The 20320-nt window shown below is 27.2% G+C and carries 18 protein-coding genes; 5 read left to right on the top strand and 13 right to left on the bottom strand.

Annotated features, from left to right (window positions below):
- Positions 1-84: 84 nt before the first annotated feature.
- Both NG901_RS07090 and NG901_RS07085 read left to right on the top strand, forming a co-directional pair.
- Positions 85-699 (top strand): 3'-5' exonuclease, encoded by a 615-nt coding sequence (locus tag NG901_RS07090; protein WP_252213116.1) that lies wholly within the window; start codon positions 85-87, stop codon positions 697-699.
- A gap of 189 nt (positions 700-888) precedes the next feature.
- A complete protein-coding gene (locus NG901_RS07085) occupies positions 889-1050 on the top strand; it encodes a rubredoxin (RefSeq protein WP_252213114.1) in 162 nt (53 codons plus the stop codon).
- A gap of 61 nt (positions 1051-1111) precedes the next feature.
- Here NG901_RS07085 and pflA read toward each other — a convergent pair whose 3' ends face one another.
- Both pflA and pflB read right to left on the bottom strand, forming a co-directional pair.
- Positions 1112-1819, bottom strand: coding sequence for a pyruvate formate-lyase-activating protein (gene pflA / locus NG901_RS07080; RefSeq protein ID WP_252213113.1), 708 nt, complete (start codon positions 1817-1819; stop codon positions 1112-1114).
- Between the two features lie 312 nt (positions 1820-2131).
- Positions 2132-4360, bottom strand: coding sequence for a formate C-acetyltransferase (pflB, locus tag NG901_RS07075; protein ID WP_252213111.1), 2229 nt, complete (start codon positions 4358-4360; stop codon positions 2132-2134).
- A gap of 413 nt (positions 4361-4773) precedes the next feature.
- Here pflB and NG901_RS07070 point away from each other — a divergent pair, with 413 nt between their 5' ends.
- On the top strand, positions 4774-6150 hold the full coding sequence (locus tag NG901_RS07070; RefSeq protein WP_252213110.1) for a DUF2334 domain-containing protein: 1377 nt from the start codon (positions 4774-4776) through the stop codon (positions 6148-6150).
- A 98-nt stretch (positions 6151-6248) separates the two neighbouring features.
- Here the strand turns inward: NG901_RS07070 and pyrE are convergent, their stop codons facing one another.
- From pyrE to NG901_RS07020, 10 genes are all read right to left on the bottom strand, one after another.
- On the bottom strand, positions 6249-6923 hold the full coding sequence (gene pyrE / locus NG901_RS07065; protein WP_252213108.1) for an orotate phosphoribosyltransferase: 675 nt from the start codon (positions 6921-6923) through the stop codon (positions 6249-6251).
- 303 nt (positions 6924-7226) lie between these two features.
- On the bottom strand, positions 7227-8123 hold the full coding sequence (locus NG901_RS07060; protein ID WP_252213107.1) for a dihydroorotate dehydrogenase: 897 nt from the start codon (positions 8121-8123) through the stop codon (positions 7227-7229).
- A gap of 21 nt (positions 8124-8144) precedes the next feature.
- A complete protein-coding gene (locus NG901_RS07055) occupies positions 8145-8888 on the bottom strand; it encodes a dihydroorotate dehydrogenase electron transfer subunit (protein ID WP_252213105.1) in 744 nt (247 codons plus the stop codon).
- 11 nt (positions 8889-8899) lie between these two features.
- Positions 8900-9772, bottom strand: a complete 873-nt coding sequence (gene pyrF / locus NG901_RS07050; RefSeq protein WP_252213104.1) for an orotidine-5'-phosphate decarboxylase — start codon at positions 9770-9772, stop codon at positions 8900-8902.
- A 256-nt stretch (positions 9773-10028) separates the two neighbouring features.
- On the bottom strand, positions 10029-11225 hold the full coding sequence (locus NG901_RS07045) for a dihydroorotase (RefSeq protein WP_252213103.1): 1197 nt from the start codon (positions 11223-11225) through the stop codon (positions 10029-10031).
- Positions 11226-11247: 22 nt separating this feature from the next.
- Positions 11248-11679, bottom strand: coding sequence for an aspartate carbamoyltransferase regulatory subunit (locus NG901_RS07040; RefSeq protein WP_252213102.1), 432 nt, complete (start codon positions 11677-11679; stop codon positions 11248-11250).
- Between the two features lies 1 nt (position 11680).
- Complete coding sequence (pyrB, locus tag NG901_RS07035; protein ID WP_252213101.1) at positions 11681-12604, bottom strand: aspartate carbamoyltransferase; 924 nt, start codon at positions 12602-12604, stop codon at positions 11681-11683.
- A gap of 605 nt (positions 12605-13209) precedes the next feature.
- Complete coding sequence (locus tag NG901_RS07030; protein WP_252213100.1) at positions 13210-14067, bottom strand: undecaprenyl-diphosphate phosphatase; 858 nt, start codon at positions 14065-14067, stop codon at positions 13210-13212.
- Between the two features lie 66 nt (positions 14068-14133).
- On the bottom strand, positions 14134-15261 hold the full coding sequence (locus tag NG901_RS07025; RefSeq protein WP_252213099.1) for a hypothetical protein: 1128 nt from the start codon (positions 15259-15261) through the stop codon (positions 14134-14136).
- A gap of 101 nt (positions 15262-15362) precedes the next feature.
- Complete coding sequence (locus tag NG901_RS07020; protein WP_252213098.1) at positions 15363-17132, bottom strand: tetratricopeptide repeat protein; 1770 nt, start codon at positions 17130-17132, stop codon at positions 15363-15365.
- A gap of 195 nt (positions 17133-17327) precedes the next feature.
- Between NG901_RS07020 and NG901_RS07015 the strand changes: the two genes are divergently transcribed.
- Positions 17328-18689 (top strand): MurT ligase domain-containing protein, encoded by a 1362-nt coding sequence (locus NG901_RS07015; protein ID WP_252213535.1) that lies wholly within the window; start codon positions 17328-17330, stop codon positions 18687-18689.
- Between the two features lie 18 nt (positions 18690-18707).
- Complete coding sequence (locus NG901_RS07010; protein WP_252213096.1) at positions 18708-19439, top strand: type 1 glutamine amidotransferase; 732 nt, start codon at positions 18708-18710, stop codon at positions 19437-19439.
- Between the two features lie 71 nt (positions 19440-19510).
- On the opposite strand, the gene NG901_RS07005 is transcribed toward NG901_RS07010, so the two are convergent.
- Complete coding sequence (locus NG901_RS07005; RefSeq protein ID WP_252213094.1) at positions 19511-20257, bottom strand: polysaccharide deacetylase family protein; 747 nt, start codon at positions 20255-20257, stop codon at positions 19511-19513.
- Positions 20258-20320 lie beyond the last annotated feature (63 nt).

The raw sequence follows: 20320 nt of genomic DNA, 5'->3' as shown, positions 1-20320 counted from the left end.
AGGCATTAATTAAAATAATGCCTTTATTTATAGTATTAAATACTATATTAAGTTTCTTATAAACTAAGGAGGTATTATTTTATAATGAAATTATTATTTTTTGATACAGAAACTACTAGTATTAAGCCAGGTAGTATCTGTCAATTAAGTTATATAACTGTAGATGCAAGTTCTAAACCACAAATAACAATAGGTAAAAATTTCTTCTTTACAGTTGATGAAATGGATCCATCAGCTCAAGAAATCCATGGTTTTTCTTTGGAAAAACTATATGAATTATCAGAAGGTCAATATTTTGAAGATTTAGTTCCTGAATTCTTTAAAGATTTTATAGAAGCTGATTTCTTAATAGGACATAATGTAAATTTTGATATTAGATTTTTAAAACACGAATTATCTTTATTAGGTGAAGATTTCACCCCAAAACATTCTTTTTGTACAATGGCTCACTATAGAGATATTTGCAAACTTCCTAAAGCAAATGGTGAAATAAAGAATCCTAAATTAGAAGAAGTAATAAATTTTCTTGGAATAACAAAAGATCAAATCACTAAAACTTCTGATAAATTATTTAAAGGTAGTGGTAATTATCATGATGCAAGATTTGATACAACTGCAACTTATTTAACCGTAACTGAAGGATTAAAAAAAGGATATTTCCCAAGAGGATATTTTACAAATTTACTTAAAAAGAAATAATTATTAAAATTATTTCTTTCAAAGTGTTAATTTACCCATTCAGTTGATTAATTTATAGATTTAATTCATATTTATTAACAAATTAAATTGAATATTTAGAGGATTACATTAATATTTATTAACATTAATATAATCCTCTAAATATTATATTATTATCAACAAATATTATATTGAATGAGGTGAATTCACATGAAAAAATATATTTGTGATATCTGTGGGTATATATATGATCCTGAAATAGGAGATGTAGATAGTAATATAAAACCTGGAGTAAAATTTGAAGATCTACCTTGTAATTGGATTTGTCCTATATGTCATTTCGAAAAAGAAAACTTTTCTTTATTATTATAATTTTATTTTTATATAATAAAAAAATAAGGAGCTTTTAAAATTTAAAGCTCCTTATTTCTATTTATTCTTCAATAATACTTTGATATTTTTTAGTTATTTCTTTATCCATAGCTGGAACACCTTCTAATGGATATTTAAAATTTAAAACGTCATACTTATTTTTTCCTAGCAGATGATATGGTAATAATTCTACTTTTTCAACCCCACTTATATTAGATATATATTTTTTTAGATTTATTATATGTTCTTCCCCATCAGTTAATCCCGGAACAACAACATGTCTAATCCAAATTGGAATTTTAGAATTTTGAACCCCTTGTAAAAATTTTAATGACTCATCAATTTCCATATAAGTTACATTCTTATAACCATTTTTATCATAGTGTTTTATATCAAATAAAACTAAATCTACATATTTTAATATTTCATCATATTCTCCAAGTCCAAATCCTGAGGTATCTAAACACGTGTTTATTCCTTTTTCTTTACATAATTTTAATACTTCTAGAAGAAATTCTGGTTGCCTTAAGGGTTCTCCACCGGAAAATGTAACTCCACCATTAGAACTTTTAAAATATGTTTTATATCTCTCTATCTTCTTAACTAAATCTTCTGCAGTATATTCTTCTCCACCATCATAAGTCCAAGTATCTGGATTATGACAATATTTACATCTTAATGAACACCCTTGAAAAAATACAACTACCCTAATTCCAGGTCCATCTACTAATCCCATAGTTTCAATTGAGTGAATTCTTCCCTTAACCATTTTTCTATCCTCCTAGAACTACACCCCTGCCATTTAAGACAGGGGTATAATTAAGTTATGTTTATGAATTTATAGTATATATAAAAAGGGGGTATGCCCTTTTTATATTGAGAGTCGAGAGTGAAAAATTGAAAGTTTAGGATGAAAGTCTTACAGACTTTCTAAAAATATAATTTCAAAAATTCCATCGAGGAATTTTTTCCTTCACTCTCCACTATCAACTCTCAATTCTCAATTCTCAACTAATTATTCTTCCACTTTACTTATTAATATATCAACAAGTATTTAAAATATAGCCTTAATTATTTAATCTTAGATACTTTCGTGGAAAGTTCTGCTTATAACTTCTAATTGTTGTTCTTTTGATAGTCTGCTAAAGTTAACAGCATATCCAGAAACTCTGATTGTTAATGTTGGATACTTATCTGGATTTTCCATTGCATCTATTAATGTTTCTCTGTTAAGAACATTAACATTTAAGTGATGTGCTCCTTGAACAAAATATCCATCTAAAATTGAAACTAAATTAGATATTCTTTGTTCTTCACTCTTTCCAAGTGCATCTGGTACAATTGAGAATGTATTTGAAACACCATCTTGGCAAACTTCATTGTAAGGTATTTTAGCAACTGAATTTAATGATGCTAATGCTCCATTTGCATCTCTTCCATGCATTGGATTAGCTCCTGGTGCTAAAGGTTCACCTTTCTTTCTTCCATCTGGTGTTGTACCAGTTTTCTTACCATACATAACATTAGATGTAATTGTAAGTGCTGATAATGTATGTTTAGCATCTCTATATAAAGGATGTTTCTTAAGTTCATTTGAGAACTTAGTTACTAATTCTACTCCTAAATCATCTGCTCTATCATCATCATTTCCGTATTTAGGGAAATCACCTTCAACTTCAAAGTCGATAGCTAGTCCTTCTTCATTTCTTATTGGTTTAACTTTTGCATATTTAATAGCTGATAATGAATCTATTGCAACTGAAAGACCTGCAATACCAAATGCCATAAGTCTATCTACCATAGTATCATGTAAAGCCATTTGTCCTGCTTCATAAGCATATTTATCGTGCATATGATGTATTATATTCATTGTATCTACATAAATTTTAGCAACATATTCTAAAACTTTGAAGTAATTTTCTTTTACTTTATTGAAATCTAAAACTTCATCATTCATTACTTCAATTCCTGGTATTACCTTAATTCCTTTTAATTCATCACAACCACCATTTATTGCATATAAAAGTGATTTTGCAATATTACATCTTGCTCCAAAGAATTGCATTTGTTTACCAACCTTCATAGCTGATACACAACAAGCTATTGCATAATCATCACCATAAATTGGTCTCATTACTTCATCACTTTCATATTGAACTGCATCTGTCTTAATTGATATTTCTGCACAGTATTTTTTAAAGTTTTCTGGTAACTTATCTGACCATAAAACTGTTAAATTTGGTTCTGCTGAAGCACCTAGATTTATCAATGTATGTAAGTATCTAAATGAGTTCTTTGTTACTAATGACTTTCCATTTATACCCATACCGCCAATTGATTCAGTTACCCATGTTGGATCTCCACCAAATAAATCATTGTATTCTGGAGTTCTTAAATGTCTTACTAATCTTAATTTTATTATAAGTTGGTCTACTAATTCTTGAGCTTCTTTTTCAGTTATTAATCCTGCTTCTAAATCTCTTTCAATATATATATCTAAAAATGTTGAAGTTCTACCAAATGAAGTAGCTGCTCCATTATTTTCTTTAATTCCAGCTAAATATCCAAAGTATAAAGATTGTACCGCTTCTTTGGCATTTGATGCTGGTTTAGATATATCACAGCCATATTTAGCTGCCATTTCTTTTATTTCTCCCAAAGCTCTAATTTGCATAGAAACTTCTTCTCTTTTTCTTACCAATTCATCAAGCATGTCCCCTTGAAGATTATCAAGATCTTTTTTCTTTTCTTCTATTAAATAATCTATACCATAAAGAGCTACTCTTCTATAGTCACCTATTATTCTTCCTCTGCCATAAGCATCTGGAAGTCCTGTTAAAAGTCCTGCACTTCTTGCAAGTCTTATTTCTTTTGTATAGCCATCAAAAACTCCTTCATTATGAGTTTTTCTATATTTTGAAAAATGTTTTTCTATATCTTTATCTAATTCATATCCGTATTCTTTTAATGAAGTTTGAACCATTCTCATTCCACCAAATGGATTTACAATTCTTTTTAGTGGAGCATCAGTTTGAAGTCCTACTACTACTTCATTATCTTTATCTATATATCCTGCTTCATAGTTATTTATTCCTGAAACTCTGTCGGTTGCAATATCTATTATTCCTTTTTTAACTTCTTCAACAATTAATTCGTATGCTTTATCCCATACCTTTGCTGTCTTTTCACTTATATCTTCTAAGAAGCTTGAATCTCCTTCGTATACTTTATAATTCTTTTGTATAAAGTTTCTTACGTCAATACCTTCTTGCCAAGTACCGTTTTTAAATCCTTCCCATTGTTTAAACATGATTTTGCCTCCTTTTAATATATATCAAGAAAAAACTTTGTTAAATCTTTCTCAATGTTATTATAATATAAATTAGTGTAAATTCAAAGCTTTTTTCTGTTTTTTCTTAAAATTTATATTTTTTTATGCTCATAAACAACTACACTTACTTATTTTGTATATTATCTTATTTATTTACTTATACTCTGTTTTTTTGCATTTTTATAAAATAAATCATTGTAAAGATTGTTATTTTTTTCTCAATTGAATCCACTAAAATTAACAATATTGCTATTTAAACGTTTTTTAAGTTATAATGATTATCAATTGAAAAGAAAATTTTAATTTATTTATTCGAAATTTGACACATTCAAATGTTATAATTAATATATATATATATTAATTTTATTTACATATTTAAAAGGGGAATACTTATGATTAAAAATTTTAAAAAAACATTAATTTATTTTATTTCATTCATCATTATATGTTTAGGAGTTTATTTTTTTATTGCCCATAATAATACTTTTAAGAACAACTTAACAATTATAAACAATAAAATTTATTCTAAATCATTACCAACAAATAATTTTGAAACTAAATATGTATCAAATATTAAATTTGATAATATGCCAATAGAAAATGTACCTGATATTACTTTAAATATTTTAAATAAAACAACTATAAAAAACATACCCACCTTATTAAAAGCTCAAAGATATTATTTTTCAATCAAATCTATAAGTAAAATATTGGGTTATTCTACTGATTATTCAAATAATGAAATACAACTAACAAAGGATAATAAAAATATTATCATAAAAAATAATACCTTTGAAAAAAATCTCAAAGAATTTAGCCTTAGAGGAAATTCTTTAGTTCATGATAATGAAACTTATATATCTCTATCAGATATAGAAGACATATTTGATCTTATAGCTATATTTGATTTTAATAAAAAAAGTATCAGTTTGCTAAATAATGAGCTAGAGCAACCTAATTTATCCAACATTGTATTTAGCCAAAAAGTAGCCATGGTTAGATTCGAAGATTTTACATGTGGTGATACTAACTTTGTAGATGTGAATCAAGCTAAAGTAAAATGTATGGCTAATCTTTTATATTCTAAAGGAATAAAATTCCATGTTGGATGGATTCCTAGATTTAAAGCTCCTACAGAAAACATAGATAATGATTTATTAAAAAATAACACTATAAATAATGTAGGTTTTATTAATTTATTAGACTATTTAATAAATAAAGGTGCTGAAATTGGTTTGCATGGTTATACTCACCAAAGTGGCAATGATAGAAGTGCTGTTGGAGAAGAATTATCTAAAGATGTAAATAATACAATAGAAGATACTAAAAAGATAATTGAAAATGGTATTGATGTTGCTAGTGGCTTAAATATCCCTATAAGTTTTTATGAAAGTCCACATTATAGAGATACAAAACTTCAACAAAGTGTAATTGAAGAATATTTTCAATATATATACGAACCTTATGACAACTCAACCTCTAATTTATACAACAACAATAAAAACAATTTATATGTACCAACACCATTAGGATACGTTCCAGACCCTAATGATTTATCTTCTATAATAAACGGACTTAAAAAGAATGATTCAAAGATTTTAAATAGTTTCTTTTATCATCCATCAATTGAATTAGATTTTATAAATTTAAAAATAGATAATGATAAACTGAATATTGACTATAATACTAACTCTCCATTACAGCAAATTGTAAAAGCAATTAAAGATTATAATTATAATACCATTCACATTTCAGAATTAAAGAAATAAAAAAATCGCTAATCTTAACCTTTAAACAAAATTATAATTTAACTAGAAGTTACTTTAAAATCACATCAAGTAACTTCTAGTTTTTTTACTCTTCATTTCTATTTGGCACCATACTGTTTGTAGTATTCATCTATTCTAATTTTGATTTCATCATCAATTATTACTTTTCCATTAATTTCTTTATTATATAAATACTCTACAACCTCAGTCATTGTAACTATGGCACAAGCTTTAAATCCATATTTTTCTTCTAATTCTACTAATGCAGATTTTTCACCTTGACCTTTCTCCATTCTATTAACAGATATAACAAGTCCTACTACATCTACATTTCCTTGTTCTTTTAATATAGGCATTGTTTCATAAATAGATTTTCCTGATGTTGTTACATCCTCTACTATTAAAACCTTATCTCCATCATTTAATTTACTTCCAAGAAGTATTCCAGTATCTCCATGATCCTTAACTTCTTTTCTATTTGAGCAATAACTTACATCTATTCCATACTTATCACTTAAGGCCATTGTAACTGTAACACTTAAAGGAATTCCCTTATACGCTGGTCCAAACACTATATTATAATCGTCATCATAATTTGCCTTTATAGCTTCAGCATAATATTCTCCTAATCTTTTTAATTGACTTCCTGTCTTATAATTTCCTGTATTAACAAAGAAAGGTGTCTTTCTGCCACTCTTAGTTACAAAATCTCCAAAAGTTAAAACTCCACACTCTATCATAAACTCAATAAACTCTTTTTTATATGCTTCCATTTTCTATATTCCTCCCAAATTTCATACTGTATTTTAATATATGCTAGTGTTTATATATGCATAAGCAAAGTGGACTGAGTAATTGAACTTAGGAATACTAAAATGACTATAGTCCCATTTTAGCTTGCTCCCAATATAAAATTGAGACAAGCAGTAAATGTGACAATACTCATTAAGGATTCTCAAAGTCCAATTACAATGCCACTTTACCTATTGCATATATAAACACATCTAAAAACAATATATCTTAAATAATTAAATTTCTTTGTTCATCAAACTATATATTTTAATATTAACAGCCATTTAAATTACACCAACAATTTCATTTATATCTTTTACGCCTTGTTCTTTACAGAAAGCTTCCATCTCTTCTATGATTTCTTTTCCTGCCATAGGATTTACAAAATTTATTGTTCCTATTTGTACAGCTCTTGCTCCTGCCATCATAAACTCTATTGCATCTATTCCATTAGATATTCCACCAAGTCCTATTACTGGTATACTAACTGCTTTGCTTACTTCATGAACCATTCTTAATGCTACTGGTTTCACTGCGGGGCCTGAAAGTCCTGCATATACATTATTAAATATTGGCTTTCTTTTATATGGATCTATTGCTAAACCTTTTAATGTATTTATTAAGCTTAATGAATCTGCTCCTGCTTCTTCACATTTTGCTGCCATTTCAACTATATTTTCGGCATTGGGTGATAATTTAACCATAAGAGGTTTTTTGCAAATTTTCTTTATTTCTTTTACAAATTCATAAGCTACCTGAGACTTAATTCCATATGCCATTCCACCACATTTTACATTTGGACATGATATATTTAATTCAATGATATTTACTTCAGTATTATTTAATTTTTCAATAGCTTCTGCATAATCTTCAAAACACCCTCCACCAACATTAGCTAAAATGTTAGTATTTAGTTCTTGCATTTTAGGCAATTCATTTTTTATAAATCCTTCTATTCCTGGATTTTGTAATCCTACAGAATTCATCATTCCAGATGGAGTTTCAAATACCCTAATTCCTTCATTACCTTCTTTAACATTAAGTGTTAATCCTTTGGATGATATTCCGCCTAACATCCCTACATCATAAAAATTGTTATATTCTGCACCAAAACCAAAAGTTCCTGAAGCCGCTATAACTGGATTTTTAAATTCTACACCATTTATATTCACCTTTAACATAACTTCATTCTCCCCTCTGATTTATAATTCCACATAATATCCATCAAATACTGGACCGTCTTTACACGTTCTCTTATTTCCACCTTTAGTTTTGCAAGTACATACTAAACAAGCTCCTACACCACATGCCATGTGTTTTTCCATTGAAACGTAAACTTTAACCTTCTTTTCTTTACACATCTCAACAACCTTTTTCATCATAATTTCAGGACCACAACATAGCACAATATCATATTCCTCTGGCTTTAATATATCCGTAACAAAGCCTTTATGACCATGCTTTCCTGTATTAGTTGTTACTTCTACTTTGTTAGCATATTTAGATAATTCATCTATTAAATATATGTCATCTCTAAATCCTGCATAAACATCTATAAGCCCATATTTATTATTTCTTCTAAGCACTTTACAAACTTCAACCATAGGTGCTGTTCCAATTCCCCCAGAAACAATTGCAACTTTTCCCAAGTATTCATCTAAGTCAAATCCATTTCCTAATGGACCTGTAAGATTTATGTAATCCCCCTCTTGAAGTTTTGTAAATTCTTCTGTTCCTTTTCCTACTACTGCATACATAAAAGTTATTTTATTATCATCTTTTTCGCATATGCTTATGGGTCTTGGAAGTAAGGTTTGACCTTCAAGCTTAAGCATATAAAATTGTCCTGCTCTTATGGCATTATCATCTTCACACACCATCTTATATATATTATCAACTACTTTTTTATTTGAAAGTATCTTTGATTTCTTATAATTTATACTCATTTTACCACCCCTTATAAATCCTCTACAGCTCTTTTTATTTCATCTCTCATTTTTATAGCTTCTTCTCTTGCACATAATGCAAATTCCATTTCCCTGTTTTGTTTTTTATAAGCAAGTAATATTCCTCTTGATGAATTCACAACTCCACCATTTCCATTATTTAAATACATTGCTACATCTTCTGCTTTTCCACCTTGAGCTCCATATCCAGGTATTAAGAAGAACATTGAGTTAAATCTTTTTCTTAATTCTTTTCCTTCTTCAACATGAGTACATCCAATTACGCCTCCTAATGGATGATAGCCACATTTTGAAATCATATTTTCGCCCATTTTCATAAGCTTATCGCCAACTACATGATATACTTTATTTCCTGTAGTTGTATCTAAATACTCAATATCTTCTGCTCCCTCATTTGATGTTCTAACTAATGTAAATGCACCTTTTTTTCCGTTTACTAAATATTGAACATACGGTTTTATACTGTCCATTCCCATATAAGGATTTAGTGTAATAAAATCTGCTTCAAAGTCTCCTTCAAAATGAGCCTTTGCATACATTTGGGCAGTAGCTGCTATATCGCCTCTTTTTATATCAGCTATTATGATTTCATCTTTTTTTCTTAGATATTCTAATGTTTTCTTATAAGCTAATAATCCTTCTAAGCCTAAAGCTTCATAATAAGCTATTTGTACCTTAAAGCATGCTGCAACATCATATGTAGCATCTATAATTTGTTTATTAAATTCAAATATAGCTTCACTTGGTGTTTTTCCATTTCTTATATGCTCTGGAATATACTCTAAAGATGTATCTAATCCAACACATACAACACCTCTTTTTTCAACTCTCTCATATAGCTTATCCATTATATTAATCATCATAGCAACTCTCCTCCAAATTTATATATTAAAAATTATTGTATTGTTAATATATGTTTATATATGCAATAGTGTAAAGTGGCATTGTAATTGGACTTTGAGAATACTTAATGAGTATTGTCACATTTACTGCGTGTCACAATTTTATATTGGGAACAAGCTAAAATGGGACTATAATCATTTTAGCATTCCTAAGTTCAATTACTCAGTCCACTTTGCTTATGCATATATAAACATGCTACTAAAACATATATATTTTTTACTTCTTATATTTAATTTTTCCACCCTTTATTGTAGTAAACACTTCTCCATAATACTCCATACCTTCAAATGGTGTATTTCTACCTTTTGATGCAAATTCTTTGGAATCTACCTTTATTTTTTTATCTATATCTATTAAAACTAGATCCGCCTCTACCTCTATACTAATTTTCCCCTTATTCATTCCTAATAACTGAGCTGGATTAAGTGACATAAGTTTGCTTAATTCATTTAATGAAATCTCATTTTCTCTAACCAGCTTTGTATAACATATTGGAAAAGCTGTCTCTAATCCAACCATTCCTGGAGATCCCTTAGATTTTTCTTCTAATGTATGTGGTGCATGGTCCGTTCCTATTGTATCAATATTTCCCATCTTAATTGCTTTTATAATTGCATCTACATCTTCTTTTTCTCTTATCGGTGGATTAACTCTATAATCATTTATTTCCTTAGTTAAGGATATATGATGTGGTGTTACTTCTAATGTAATATTTGCACCTTCATTCTTAGCATCAATAATATATTTTAATGCTTCTTTAGTACTAACATGACACATATGTAAATGTGCTCCTGTTATCTTAGCAAGTTCCACATCTCTAATAGTCATCATATTTTCAGCTATTCTCATATCACTTTTAGAAAACTCTGGGCTTTCAGCATGTGACATAAGCACCCAGTTATTTTCTTTTGCAATTTTCATTGCCTCAAGCATAGTATTAGAATTTGATACTCCAACTCCATCATCTGAAATTGCTTTAACTTCATTATCATCTCTAAATTCGTTTAAATGATCTAAAGTTTTTCCATCAAAATTCTGAGTTACTGAAATGCATTGATGTATATCAATTAAATCTAAGTCTTTTGATTTATCTCTAACATACTGCACTACCTCTTTAGATGAACATATAGGCTTTGTATTTGCCATCAAACATACACCTGTGTAACCACCTTTTAATGCTGCTTTTGATCCACTCTCTAAATCCTCTTTCCATGTAAGACCTGGATCTCTAAAATGAGCATGTGTATCAATAAAGGCAGGCATTAATATCTTTCCTTCGCAACTAAGAGTCTCAACATTGTCTTTATTTATTTCCTTCGCAATTTCACTTATCAATCCATCTTTTATATAAATATCACCATAAAAATCTTGAATCGCATCTATAATTCTTGCATTTTTAATTAAAAGTTCCACTAAGCTCACTCCCTTACACTTATTACACTTCAGATAATTTTGTTATTTCATCACAATATTCACATCTATAAGTGCCTTTTTCCTTATCTAATAGTACAAAAGAGTGTGCCACATACTTTTCATATTGAGTTATACACCTTGAATTTTTGCACTTTAATATATTGGTTACTTTCTTTGGTAATGTAGGTTTTATCTTACCTACTATCTCCTCATTTTCAACTTCATTTATAGTTATACTTGGAGAAAGTAATCCTAATATTGTATAATCTAACTCTCTACAGTTTTCTATCTTTATTATGTCCTTCTTTCCTAACAATTCACTTTTTGCATTTATTATTAAAGCAACACTGCAATTACTATTATCTAGTCCTAAATAGTTAAATATTTTTATTCCCATTCCTGCTTCAATATGATCTATAACTAATCCGTTTTTTAAGCTTGTAATTTCTAACATCTTATAACACCCCCAAAAGTTTAGCCATTAATGCCATTCTTGCATACATTCCGTATTCAGCCTGTTTAAAGTATGCTGCTCTTTTATCATAATCAACTTCACATGCAATTTCATTTACTCTTGGCAGAGGATGCATAACTATCATATCGTCTTTTGCTAGATTCATTTTTTCTTTATTTAATATATAACTATCTCTAAGTCTTAAGTATTCTTCTTCATTGAAGAACCTCTCTTTTTGTATTCTAGTCATATATAATATATCAACTTTATCTATGATCTCCTCTAATGTTTCTACTTCTAAAAACTCAATATTATTTTTTCTAAGTATTTCTTCTCTTATATAATCTGGTATTCGTAATTCTTTTGGGGAGATAAGTAAAAATTTATTGCCTTCATATCTAGACATTGCTTTTATTAACGAATGAACTGTTCTTCCATATTTTAAATCACCACATATACCAATAGTATGTCTATTTAAACCTTTCTTAAGCATTTCTATTGTTAATAAATCAGTAAGAGTTTGAGTTGGATGTTGATGACCACCATCTCCTGCATTAATGATTGGAACACTTGAATAAAGACTTGCTACTTTAGCTGATCCTTCTTTAGGATGCCTCATTGCTATTATATCAGTATAAATTGACACCATTTTGATTGTGTCAGATAAAGTTTCACCCTTTGATGTTGATGATGAATTTGGCTCAGAAAAGCCAAGTATTTTCCCACCAAGTCTCATCATAGCTGCTTCAAAACTAAATCTAGTTCTTGTACTTGGCTCGTAAAATAAGGTTGCTAATATTTTCCCATCACAGACATGAGAAAACTTTTCTGGATCTAAAATTATTTCATGTGCTAATTTAAAAATTTCTTTTAATTCTTCTACTGTAAAATCCATTGGGTCTATTAAATGTTTGTCTTTTATCATATTGATATCACTCCTTTTTAAGTATGCAGAAAAACTTATAAAAAGTTATACCAAAGCGATCTAAAAGTCTTTTAGATAGTGCCATATTTCATAGATTTAATTAATTTACTAAATTTAATTTTATACCCTTAATTATTTTAAATAACCAATTACATTTGCATATAATTAATTGTATAAAAAAAGCCTTCTTCACGCGTGAAGGAAGGCATAATAATCCTGTAAATATGGTATTATATAACTTCCTTGCTGATCTCTCTGGATCAAATTAAAGGTTATTCTTTGTGTAAGAATAACATTTATTTTATATCATGTCAAGAAGAAAATTTGCCTTAACGAGTTTCTATTTTATAGTAAAAATATAAACCTTAATAAGTTTATTATCTATACATTATTTCAAAGAATCCTTGTTTCTTACTTTCCTTTTTATTGTTCTTATTTGTTTCATATTTATGCATTATTTCAAAGAACAAAATAGCTAAAACTAATATTTGCTCTTAGATTATTGTACAAAAACAAAAAAAATTGCACCATTAAATATTTAAATTATTCAATGAGTACAATTTCTCTTTAATATATTTATTTTTATATTTACTATTTATATTCTTTTATAGATGTGGTGTTACTATTCCTTTATACATAAGTATTGCAAATACTATACCTGCAATTATTCTGTATATTGCAAATACTCTCATAGGTTTTTTCTTTAGGTAAGCAACAAAACCTTCCATTACTACTAATGAAACTATAAATGCTACTATGAATCCCACTATTAAAGCAACCCAATTAGTCGCATTCATAAGTGCAAAATCAAATTCAAAAAGATCTTTAGCTGATGATCCAACCATTGCTGGAATTGCTAAAAAGAATGAGAATTCTGCTGCTATCGGTGTTGAAAGACCAGCTACCCAACCACCCATGATTGTAGAAGCACTTCTTGACATTCCAGGCCACATTGATAAAACTTGAAATAATCCAACCTTTATAGATTGCATTGGAGTTATTCTATCTATGTTTTTAACAGAGTGTCTTTTTTTTCTAAATATATTTTCTATTACTATTAATAAAATACCACCAACTATAAATCCTACAACTACTGCTTGAGGTTTGAATAAGCTTTTTATTTTACTATAATATAATATTCCAACTACACCTGCTGGTATTGATCCTATTAAAACATTTATTCCAAATTTGAATCCGACTTCACCTTTTTTTCCACCTGTAAAAATGTATGTGAAGAATTCAATAACACTATCTTTTATCTTTTTCCAGTATAATACTACTACTGCAAGTATTGCGCCTAATTGTATTACAACTTCAAACATCTTAACAAATTCCCCTTGGAAATTGATTAAATCTGATGCAAGTATCATATGTCCTGTTGATGATACTGGAACAAATTCAGTAAGACCTTCAACTATTGCTACAATAATTGCTTTGAATATGAATAAAAAGTCTAATCCCATTCTTTTATCACTCTCTTTCTAATAAGTTTCCATTTTAAATTATAATACTTATTATGTTATATATTATTAATTTTTCCTTAAAATTATTTTACTTATTGAATTTATCCCATCTATAGATAAATTTAATTCTGTTTCACCTTTAGGTATCTCAACTTCTTTATATTTTTTAATTTTCTCATAATCAGAATTATTAGTACTTAAATAATATTCATCCATAATTTTTCCATCTTTAAATGCACCTAAAATCATAAATATACTATCTTTGTTTTGTTCTTTGCCTTGATTATTATCAGTAATTTTAACTAAATCTTGCTTTTCCATTAAGATTAGATATGCTTTTTCATCTTGTCCTACTCTATTGTCTTCAGGACTCTTTTCAAAAAGCTTTGTATCTTGTGTAAAAATTGTTGGTGGAGCAAACTTATCTTTAAATTTAATTTCTAAAGCTTTTTCATTTTTTATATATGTTATTAAGGTATTACTTTTGTTGTTTTTTACAGTATTATCTATTTGTATGCTATATGAATCCAAATACTTTTTAAAATTCTTTTTATATTCTTTTTCTTTAGTTTTTCCCACATAAAATAATGGATTTAATTCCTTATTCATCACTTCTGTTGCAGATAATAGGGTGTCTCTTTCTCTAAAGTAACCCCTATCTAATGGATCTATCATTATCCATTTATTATTCTCATTGCTCCAATATTCTATAACATAATAATTATATTTAGATTCAAAAGCAGCATCTTTCATTCTATAAACTCCTACTCTACTTTTAAAACCATATGAAGCTAATAAGTCACGTTCTATTATTGCCATATCTTTAGCAGATACTTTTCTTCTTCCACCTAAATTTTTTAAAATATCATATGCTGATTTCTGATTTAAATCATCTATGTCATCATATTGACAAATTGAATTTAAAATATCAATACTTTTTAACACTTTATCTATTTCTTCATTAGATTCATTTAATAATTCTTTAACTTTATATGTACTATCTAAAGATTTAATCTTTTCATTATTTTCATCATCATAAAAAAAAGTAATATTATTTTCATTATAATAATTATCCCAAGTTAAAACTTCAAATTCTTTAACTTGATTTATTTTAGAAAAATGTACAAAAAATAAAATTATACAAATTAAAAATACTAAAATTCCTATAAATCTATTTTTAATTTTTTTGCTCACAAATTCATCCCCTTTTAATCTCGTCATATTAAAATCGTATCTTAAACATGATTAATGTTATAAATCAGGGAATTAACTCCCTGATTTATAACATTATCATATTAATATTCTATTAATTTAAATTGAGAAATAGTTAGTCCACTACTATTATCTTTTTTATATGTTTTAACTCTATTATAGTTTTCAGTTATTATTTCTTTTATTTTACCGTCAGTATTTTCATTTATTTCATTATAAGCTGCTTTAAAGTTAACTAATGCTCTATCTATGTCACCTTCAATACATATGTAATAATATCCTGCATTATTTAAATTTATTATGTCATTTTCATCAATAGCATAAGCAGACCTTATAGCATTTATAGCTTTTTCATTTTTACCTTTATTTAAATAAACACTACCTAAAGTTCTATAATACTTTGCATTACTAGTATCTAATTCAATACTCTTATTTAAAAGCTTTATACCTTCATCTTCTCTCTGATTGCTTATTTTAATTAAAGCTGAATTATAATATATTTCTGCATTTTTCGGATCTATTTTAGACGCAATTTCATAGTATTCTAAAGCTTTATTTGAATCCTTAACTATATCTTGATAATATTTTGCTGTGTTTATCAAAACTTCTGGATTAAATAAATCTATTTCTAAAGCAGTTCTAAAGTAAGACATGATACTTTCAAATTTTCCATCTTCTACTTTATATTCTTTTACTATAATATTAGGAATCAATACTCCATATATATTAGGATAGTCTCTATTTAATAATATAGATTTTTTAGCATTTTCAAATGCTTCTGTATATCTTCCTGCTTCATAATTATATAAAGATAATATGTACCAATCAATATATGACTCTTCATTACCATTTGTCATTTCTTTTAAACAATTAACAGCCATTTTACTATCATCCATATTTTTATATGCTGTATATTCTATAAAGTTAATATTAAACATTTCTGTTTCACTAAGCTTTTCATTTTTAATCTTATTAATTATGTCTATACTCTTTGAAGCAGTATTCATATCTAATGAATATATTTCTGCAAGCCATATTTTATAGATATTATCATTTTTGTATTTGCTTTGTAATTTAGAAACTTCACTTATTAATTTGCCCTTATCATATAGTGATAATTGTTTTATTCCATTAAAAATCGTCAATGCATCTTCATTTTTATCACATGCATCTTTTAATAGTTTTAACCCATTTTCCCAATTTCCAATTAAAACATTCATTCTTGAAGTAACTATAAGATCTTTTACACTATCTGAATTATCATAATTTTGTAAAATTCCTTTTGCTTTTTCCGTATTGTTATTACTAATATAAACTGTAAACATCGTATTTGCCAACTCTTTATATGTAGGATTATCTTTTAAGAATAATTCCCCATATTCTAAAGCTTTTTTATTTTCACCATTCATAAAACTTGTTAACACTATTTCATTAGTAATTTTCTTATCTTTTTCTTTTAATTCTTCTCTATTATTTGTATCTATAGTTTTGTTTCTTGATTCATACACTTTACTAATTAATTCATTTGATTTTACATAATCACCCTTTATAGAGTAAATTTCCGCAATTTTCATATTATACTCTGGCCAAGGCATATCAGCTTGCAACTTTGAATATTCTTCAATAGCTAAATTATAATTTCCATTAAAGAAAGCTTCTTCTGCTGGATTAGTTGCTATTGACACCTTTTCTTCACTTGGCATTAAACTTTTTACTGCAACTACAATACTAAATGCAGTTACTAATGTTAAAATCATTGTAATTATAGAAGTAAAGTATTTATTAGACTCAGAAATCTTTTTATATGTACAAAATATCTTTTGTAGAAAAGAATTTTTATTTGTGTTTTCCATATGTACACTCCTTACATATTTCTAGTACGTTTACACTTTCTTTATATTTTAACAAACCTTTGTACAAAAATCTACATTTATTGATATATTCAAAAATGTAAAATTATTTGGCATATAAAATTTTTGTGCTATACTTATATTTGTTTTTAGTAATTTATGATAAAATCTTATATTATTAAATAAAATAATTAGGTGGTGACTACAATAAATATTAAGTCTATTTTAAGTATAATTTCAGCTAAATGCATAGCATTTCTTTCAAAACATCTAATAAAAGGTGGGAGTACTTTCCCTGGTAAAATAGCACTGAAAATCGATAAAAATATTTTAAAAAAAGTTAGTGATGGCTATAAGATAATACTTGTAACTGGTACTAATGGAAAAACTACGACTACAAGTATGATAACAAATATACTAAAAGAAAATGGATTTGATGTCATAACTAATAATACAGGTGCTAATTTATATCCTGGTATTACAGCTTGTTTTATATCGAATTATAAGTTTTTTAATAAACCTAAAAATAGATATGCTGTAATTGAAGTTGATGAAGCTAATGTTAAATTTATAACTGAGCATATTTCTCCTGAAATAATAACAGTAACAAACTTATTTAGAGATCAATTAGATAGATATGGTGAAGTTTACACAACACTTAACAAAATTTTAGAAGGTATAGTTAAAGTTCCTGACTCAAAATTAATTTTAAATGGTGATGAATCTTTACTTGGCAAATTAAACCTAAAGAATCCAATGATTTATTATGGTTTTAATACTCCTATAAATGAAAATCATTCTATTGATATAAATGCAGACTCAAAATTCTGTAAAGTTTGTAAGACAAGATACTCTTATAATTTTGTAACTTATAATCATCTAGGAGACTTTTATTGTACCGAATGCGGATATAAAAGACCAACGCTAAGTTATGCTGTTAATAAAATATTTGATTTAAACCCAGAAAATTCGTCTGTTCTTATTAATGATACTGATATCTTAATAAGTCAATCAGGAGCTTATAATATTTACAATGCATTATGTGCCTACGCAATATCAAAAGAGCTAGGAATTAACGATGATGTAATAGTGAACTCTCTACAAAATCAAAATTCAAGTTTTGGTAGACAAGAGCAAATTGCTATTGGTAGTAAACAGGTTGAAATAATATTAGTTAAGAATCCAGCTGGTTACAATCAAGCACTCGATACTTTATGTCTTAATAAAAATGACTTTTCAGCTACATTTTTATTAAATGATAATTATGCTGATGGAAGAGATATTTCTTGGATATGGGATGTTAATTTTGAAAAAATATCTACTCTTCCAATAAAAAATATTTTTATTTCAGGAACAAGAATGTATGATATGGCGGTAAGATTAAAAATTGCTGGTCTTAATAAAGATAACTTTATATTAGAAGAAGATTATGAAAAACTAACTGAATCTATACAAAATGATTCATCTTCTAACAAGGTATATATTCTAGCAACTTATACTGCTATGATAAATTATCGAAAATACCTTCATTCAAAAGGTTACATTAAAAAACTATGGTAATTTAAAGGAGGTAATACTTTGGAATTAAATATTTGTCACTTATATCCTGATTTATTAAATGTATATGGGGATGTAGGTAATGTGCTAATTTTAAAACACAGAGCAGAAGAAAGAGGAATAAAAGTAAACATTATTAATTCTTCTATAAATGATACTCTAAACAAAGATGAAATAGATATTATATTCTTTGGTGGCGGTCAAGATTATGAACAATCAATAGTATCTGAAGATTTAAATACTATAAAAAAAGATTCTTTAACTTCTTATATTGAAGAAGAAAAAGTCCTATTAGCAATATGTGGCGGTTATCAATTATTAGGTAAATATTACACTGCTCCAAATGGTGAAAAGATCAATGGATTGGGAATACTAAATATTCATACTGAAGGTGGAGATACAAGATTTATAGGCAATACTGAAATATATAATGAAGTATTTAATCAAACTTATGTTGGTTTTGAAAATCATTCTGGTAGAACTTATATAAATGATCATACTCCACTTGGCAAATGCGTTCATGGATATGGCAATAATGGTGAAGATGGATATGAAGGTTGTATATATAAAAACACTTTTTGTTCATACTTTCATGGATCATTCTTATCTAAAAATCCAGAATTTGCTGATAAACTTTTAACTCTAGCATTAAGAAATAAGTATGGAAATGAAATTGCCTTAGATATTTTAGACGACGATTTTGAAATAAACGCCAAAAAATCAATTCAGAAAAAACTAAATACAAATTCTTAATTACTTTATTAAAGATGAGCTAATATCAAAATGTATACTGATATTAGCTCGTTTTTAATTATACATTTAAATCACTTATCTATTACATGTTTGCCTATTAAATATTGAACTTCCCATTCTTCCATTTCATCAAAGGTTTTAAATTCATATCCTAAACTTTTATATTTAATTATAATATCTTGAAGTGCACTAGTGGTTGTTACCTTATTTTCTAAATCATGCATTAAAATAACTTCTATATTATTAATACCAGCTTGATTTTCAATATTACTTGTTATTTGTTCTTCAGGTACCATAGCTGCACAAGTATCCCCTGAATCTATACTCCAATCTATATAATCCATTCCTCTTTTTCTTAATTCACTTTTTATATTTTGCAAAGTTTGATAATTGCTCACAGTATTATCTGAACCACCTGGCATTCTTACAAACCTGAAACTTCTATTTCCACCAGTAACGTCATTTATAATTCTGGTACATTCATTAAGATCATTTATATAATACTCAGTTGATGAATATAACTCTTTATACTGATGATTATTACAATGAGGTATAATTCCCATATTATATTCGTTTAATTGTTTTAAAATCTCCTTATATCTTAAAGCATTAGAACCAACTACACAAAAAGTAGCTCTTACATTGTTTTCATTTAATATTTGTAATATATTTTCAGTATTATTAGGAGATGGACCATCATCAAATGTTAAATAGACTATTTTTCTTGAAGTTTGATCTAATGCATTAACCCTATACGTATTAAAAACCGAAAAAATTATAATAATAGATAATATTAGAAATTTAAAATATTTTTTCATATCTTCCACCCCTTTCTTAACATATATATAGTTTGTTCTAAAAAACAAAATTTATAGGTGTAA

The organism is Clostridium sp. CMCC3677 (assembly GCF_023845585.1).
GTDB lineage: Bacteria > Bacillota > Clostridia > Clostridiales > Clostridiaceae > Clostridium > Clostridium aquiflavi.
The sequence above is the reverse complement of the archived record's forward strand: the minus strand, read 5'-3'. Positions and strand labels throughout refer to the sequence as shown.

Excerpts from the sequence above, each read along its gene's own strand:
- NG901_RS07070 (WP_252213110.1), top strand. The coding sequence starts at position 4,774 with ATGATTAAAAATTTTAAAAAAACATTAATTTATTTTATTTCATTCATC.
- NG901_RS07030 (WP_252213100.1), bottom strand. The coding sequence starts at position 14,067 with ATGGGATTAGACTTTTTATTCATATTCAAAGCAATTATTGTAGCAATA.
- NG901_RS07005 (WP_252213094.1), bottom strand. The coding sequence starts at position 20,257 with ATGAAAAAATATTTTAAATTTCTAATATTATCTATTATTATAATTTTT.
- pyrB (WP_252213101.1), bottom strand. The coding sequence starts at position 12,604 with ATGATAAAAGACAAACATTTAATAGACCCAATGGATTTTACAGTAGAA.
- NG901_RS07020 (WP_252213098.1), bottom strand. The coding sequence starts at position 17,132 with ATGGAAAACACAAATAAAAATTCTTTTCTACAAAAGATATTTTGTACA.
- pflA (WP_252213113.1), bottom strand. The coding sequence starts at position 1,819 with ATGGTTAAGGGAAGAATTCACTCAATTGAAACTATGGGATTAGTAGAT.
- pflB (WP_252213111.1), bottom strand. The coding sequence starts at position 4,360 with ATGTTTAAACAATGGGAAGGATTTAAAAACGGTACTTGGCAAGAAGGT.
- NG901_RS07055 (WP_252213105.1), bottom strand. The coding sequence starts at position 8,888 with ATGAGTATAAATTATAAGAAATCAAAGATACTTTCAAATAAAAAAGTA.
- NG901_RS07085 (WP_252213114.1), top strand. The coding sequence starts at position 889 with ATGAAAAAATATATTTGTGATATCTGTGGGTATATATATGATCCTGAA.
- NG901_RS07060 (WP_252213107.1), bottom strand. The coding sequence starts at position 8,123 with ATGTTAAAGGTGAATATAAATGGTGTAGAATTTAAAAATCCAGTTATA.
- NG901_RS07040 (WP_252213102.1), bottom strand. The coding sequence starts at position 11,679 with ATGTTAGAAATTACAAGCTTAAAAAACGGATTAGTTATAGATCATATT.
- pyrF (WP_252213104.1), bottom strand. The coding sequence starts at position 9,772 with ATGATGATTAATATAATGGATAAGCTATATGAGAGAGTTGAAAAAAGA.
- NG901_RS07090 (WP_252213116.1), top strand. The coding sequence starts at position 85 with ATGAAATTATTATTTTTTGATACAGAAACTACTAGTATTAAGCCAGGT.
- pyrE (WP_252213108.1), bottom strand. The coding sequence starts at position 6,923 with ATGGAAGCATATAAAAAAGAGTTTATTGAGTTTATGATAGAGTGTGGA.